General features: G+C 48.8%; 2 protein-coding genes. One reads left to right on the top strand and one right to left on the bottom strand.

What is annotated here, in order from left to right:
* The first annotated feature begins 452 nt into the window (after window positions 1-452).
* A complete protein-coding gene (locus AC13D2_RS09040) occupies window positions 453-4112 on the top strand; it encodes an ATP-binding protein (RefSeq protein WP_482938511.1) in 3660 nt (1219 codons plus the stop codon).
* 112 nt (window positions 4113-4224) lie between these two features.
* Here the strand turns inward: AC13D2_RS09040 and AC13D2_RS09035 are convergent.
* On the bottom strand, window positions 4225-4348 hold a 124-nt coding region (locus AC13D2_RS09035; protein ID WP_482938512.1), incomplete at its 5' end, for an integrase core domain-containing protein.

Here is a 4348-nt window from a genome sequence, read left to right as displayed (position 1 = left end):
AGTACATCAAGGTTCATAATGAGACACTGGCCAAGCCATTCCGATGGCACAAAAGCGCCGAATCCATTATGACATCGGTCGCGAGGGCAAAGCTGAGTTTAATCGATAATAAGTCATCGAATTAACCGCACGGAACACTAGATGGCGAGTTTCTGCAATTTGACAGCCTCGAAACCGAGACACAAAGGCTTGTTAAAGAACAGCTTGGGGGAGAGGAAAAAGCTCGAGCGTTCTTCTCGGTGTTACGGATTCAGCATAGCGATCGAAGCTACCTCAACCTAGAATCGACTGTAAGAGCGCGGCTAGAAGGCCTGTCATTTAGAGACGATGGCATTGAACGTCTTTTCAATAGGTCCGATAACTGGGCGAGTTTCAAGAACGCCCCCCATCCAGATGGATGGATAACTCTCGATGTTATTCGAGAGGTCTTAACTGCCGCAAAGCCTGCGCCTATGCCCCAGGACTTTGACATACCTGCAGGTTATGAGCCCCCAGACTCGGTGTTTCACGATCAATTTCTTCGTGCAATTCAAAAGGGGCCAACCACCACATTCACTCTCTGTGGCCCTCCTGGCAGGGGCAAAAGCACGTACCTGAGTTACTTATGCAACAATCTTGAGTCAGAAAAAGTACCCTTCGTACGGCATCACTACTTCCTTTCCGTTGTCGACACTACCTTCGACCGCTTGTCCCCCTTTCGTGTAGCGCAATCAATCCTAGAGCAGATCAACCGGCAGCATCCATCAGTTAATGCTCCAACCGAACAACCAGAGGACCTAAGAAATGCTCTCCAAGCTTGTGGCAGCCATTACGCAGAAGAGGAAAAGCCATTCGTCCTAATTATCGATGGCTTAGACCACGTCTGGCGGGAAAATTATGGGGACATTCGACCTCTCGACAATATTTTCAAACAAATACTTCCTCTACCTGAAAACGTAAAACTGTTAGTCGGAACCCAACCGGTCAGTAACAACAAGCTACCTAAACGTCTTATCTCCGAATGTCCACGCAATAGCTGGATAGAGCTCCCGACCATGACTGGTGACGCTATCCATAGCTACCTTGAGCGCCAAGTTCAAAGTGGTCGCTGGCTCCTCCCGCAGGCGATGCCTGAACGAGAGCTTGGGGAGCAGGCACAAGCCCTATTTGATTTAACAAAAGGCCATCCGCTTCACCTCATTTACTCCGTGGAGGCGCTTGTTGCGACGGGCAATCCCCTATCTGTTTACGAAATTGAGCAATTGCCTGCCTGTCCTGGTGACGACATACGATCTTATTATCAGGAGCTTTGGCAAACTTTGGGCCACGAACAGCAGGATGTCTTGCATCTGATTTGTGAGTTGCCCTTCCGGTGGCCTCGGAATGCATTTTCACTGATGTCGGCTTCGCCAGTCCCGGGAACGCTCTCGCTTGATGGGATTGAACATCTGTTGCACGCCGCTGAAGGCCGGCTAAGTCCGTTTCACCAGAGCCTGATAGTTTTCGTCGAGGACCAAGCAGGCCACAAAGATCATGTTCAACAGTTGCTCCCTTTGGTGGAAGAGTGGCTAGAGAATTCTGCCGAACCAATTCTGAAGAACAGCTGGCACTGGTCGGTGAAAGCGCTCATGGGCGATTCACATTTGCTGAGGACTGGAGTCACTCGTAACTGGGTGCTGGATCGCCTTGCAGAAGGCTACCCTGTCGAAACTTTTGTGCGAATGTTAACGGAAGCAGAAGTCCTAGCGTTCAAAGAGAAAAATTACGCGGAAACCTATCGCCACCGGAACCTGAAAATCAGGCTATTGAATGGTCCGGACTTTCAGTTGGATGATGCACCCAGCTTAATAGAAGCCTCATGGACAGTTAGTTCGGATCAAAGCGCAATCACCGACGCGTGGGTCTCACATCATGAGCTCCCCACCCAATTACTTCCCGGGCTTGCTATTGCTCAACAGCATCATGGACATGAGGAGAGAGCTTACGAAGTTGCAGCTTACGCCAGGCATCGTTGGAATACGGAATCGGAGTTTAAAACTTCGCAAGATCCAAGGGTCTTTCGCGCAGAAGCTGCCAAATTAGGTGAAGCGATCGCCAGCTGCAAGGTAATTGATTGCGATAATGAAATCGAGAACAGGCTGATCGATAAGCGACCGCTTCTCATGGTCAAAGCATTAGCTATGGGGCTTATGAATGCTGGTGACTTACAAGCCCTTATGTCGCTACGTGAGGTCACAGAGTCGCCCAAGCGTTCCGAGGTTCTAGAAAATCTAGCGGTCCGGCTAGCAGCTTATACGGACGCAAAGCTATCGGCTTGGTCAGAATTTTCCGTTTTCTCTCAAAGCAGCTTGGCCGCCGTTTATGGCTGGCTCAGTAATAGCGCGATGAAAAGTATCCCAAGCCGTCCAGTCACTGTTAATTTCACAAAACTTCTCGACTGGGATAATCGGCAAAAAGCCTTTCAGCGATTGGTTTACGAGTGGTTTATGAAATCGCTTTGCACTGCTTTGTACGCTGAGGGAGAGTTTTCTTGGGTGAACGCGCCGAGCTTTCAGGATAGGGAGAATTTGACCGTCTATTTAGACCGACTGCGCGAGGCAGCCGAAGACATAGCAAACCGCTTCAAGAGCAAGGAGAAAATTTCCTACCACCTGATTTTTGATAGCTTTTCAACTATTGATCCTCCCCCTGGACAAAGCTACCAAACACATCAGGTATACAATGACTTTCGCAAGGCCCTCCTCCTGATTTCAATCGATTTACACCTCTTGAATATTGTATTGGCAGGCGAAAAAGCCATCGATGCAGACGATATAGGTGTCCTAAAAGGCAATGCATGGGGCTTCATGAAGGGATTACCGGAGGCGGTTCTTTCGATTGGACTGCCCATATTAGATCCCGATGCACTTGTCGATTTCCTCCATATAGAAAAAAGTCGTTTGGTAACTGAGCTCCAGGAAACCTGCACTATCGCGCAAGACCTCACGCGGCTGTGCCGCCTGGCAATTTTGCATCAACATCATCAAGAGGGCCGGGAACTTTGTAGGCTCGCGTGGGATATCACAATTGGTTACGGACACCGAAAGGACCCTGCCCTTGATTCTGCACTGACATCAATCGATTACCTAATTGACTATGAACCTGAAGCAGCCAAAGGAATGCTCTTGTCACTTGCGCCACAGATTACAAACGTGTGCGACTACACTGATAGAAGCGGCACCCGCCACATACCAAGTTTTGCAGGGAGACTAATGGCAAAACTAGACAGGCGGACTCTTGTTTCAATGTATCTCGACCACATTCGCAACGGAAACTGGAGCGATGCTGAATCATGTATGCAAAGCTTCCTCCAAACTGTAAGAGAGAGCACCCCAGAGCTCTTAGCGCTTGCCCAAACAGGTCTGGCTGAAATTGAGTATGATGCAATTAAAAATGCCGATGATGGACGAGGCGAAATTGCATCCTCCGCTGTATCATTTTTAAACAGAGCTGTGAATTCTGAAGAAATCGAAGTTCAAGGCGAAGAGCAGAAACCTGAGTTCCTATCATCTAAGTTTTCTGGAAAACCGGAAGACTACGCCCCGAGTAAGATCAAAAAACTCCTGTCCGACTTGGAGACACAGCAGGTATTCGGTGGCGACTTCCTGAAAGAATGGTTTGAATATTGGGTCTCTAAAGGTAAATCTTCCACGCTATTACGGCATGTTAAACCTCTCGCCCTGAAAGATGACACACGTGGGTCGGGCCCCGGTGTTCTCCTTGATCGGCTTACAAAAGTTTCCTTGGAATTGAACGGAGCTACTGATCCCACTTTTGAGCTGGCCGTTACGGCACAGAGCCGAAACTATGGATGGTCACCCCATATCGAGAGTTGGGTAGACTCCGAGTGGAGGCTTCGAACAGTAGCGGAACACTTCCCATCGCGTGCAGATGAATTTATCACCAAGTCCACAACGAACGATCTTTTAAGCCGGCGTAATGCTAGCTCTCTGGTCGTTCCAGGTGAAAAATTAGTGTTCTTCATGGTTCAGCTTGGCAGATTTGAAGAAGCCGCTCAGATCGCTCAAGAGATGGCTAATTGCATTATTGAGGAAACTAGCAGCCTTGTACTACCACAGCCAAGTTGGTGGTAACGATGGATACCACCTTTCACTCTGTTGAACTTAATCTCTTGCTTGCCAGATTGGAGTGGCCTGTATCCTCGGTTCGTTGGTGGGTCATGCAAGAGTTGTAAACATCCCTGTTTTAGTTGCACCGCTGGTTAGAGTTTTCCGCCTGTTGGTATTTCGCCAGATATTCCCATGGCGTCAGGTCTTCCAATGAATCGTGGGGACGTTCATCGTTGTATTCCGTCATCCAGGATTCCGTT

The sequence above is a fragment of the Marinobacter sp. B-12 genome, from assembly GCF_056857915.1.
This window is presented reverse-complemented; position numbering and strand designations above follow the sequence as displayed.